This window comes from Liquorilactobacillus sicerae (assembly GCF_029916425.1).
Taxonomy (GTDB): Bacteria; Bacillota; Bacilli; order Lactobacillales; family Lactobacillaceae; genus Liquorilactobacillus; species Liquorilactobacillus sicerae.
This window is the reverse complement of record NZ_JAHAVQ010000200.1, coordinates 1-469: the sequence shown is the minus strand read 5'-3', so window position 1 is coordinate 469 and position 469 is coordinate 1. Positions and strand designations below refer to the sequence as shown.

The 469-nt window shown below is 46.9% G+C and carries 1 pseudogene; it reads right to left on the bottom strand.

Annotation, left to right across the window (positions count from 1 at the left end):
• A pseudogene (locus tag KH893_RS11985) lies at positions 1-332 on the bottom strand (S53 family peptidase); the annotation flags it as partial.
• Positions 333-469 lie beyond the last annotated feature (137 nt).

Below are 469 nucleotides of genomic sequence, written 5' to 3'. Positions count from 1 at the left end.
GGATTGTCAACTGCCAGATCATAGGTGGCAGCATCCTTGGTAGCGTCGTAAGCTCCTTGATCGCCGGAAGCGACAAAAGAAGAAATCCCTTCAGCGGAAGCCTGCTCAAAGATTAAATTAAAGATTTGCGCGTAAACCGGTGTTTCAACTCCTTGAGAAACTGCTTGGGAAATTTCCGTCTCGCTTTCTCCCCAACTAACCGAAAGTTGCGCCGCTTTATCCTGATTAACCGCCGTTGAGAGTGCATCGAAGAAACCGGTATCTGTATTAGGCCCAATGTAAACGTTGATTTTTGCTTGAGGTGCCAAGGCCCCGGACTGTTCAACATCCAAAGAGGTTTCATCCGAGCCGTCCCATCCCGAACCTCCGTCAACATTAACGACATTTAACTTATTACCAGGAACACTGATGTTCAATGTTTTCCAATAAGAGTAGGCGTCTGCTGGATTGAAATCCGCCAGAGATATGA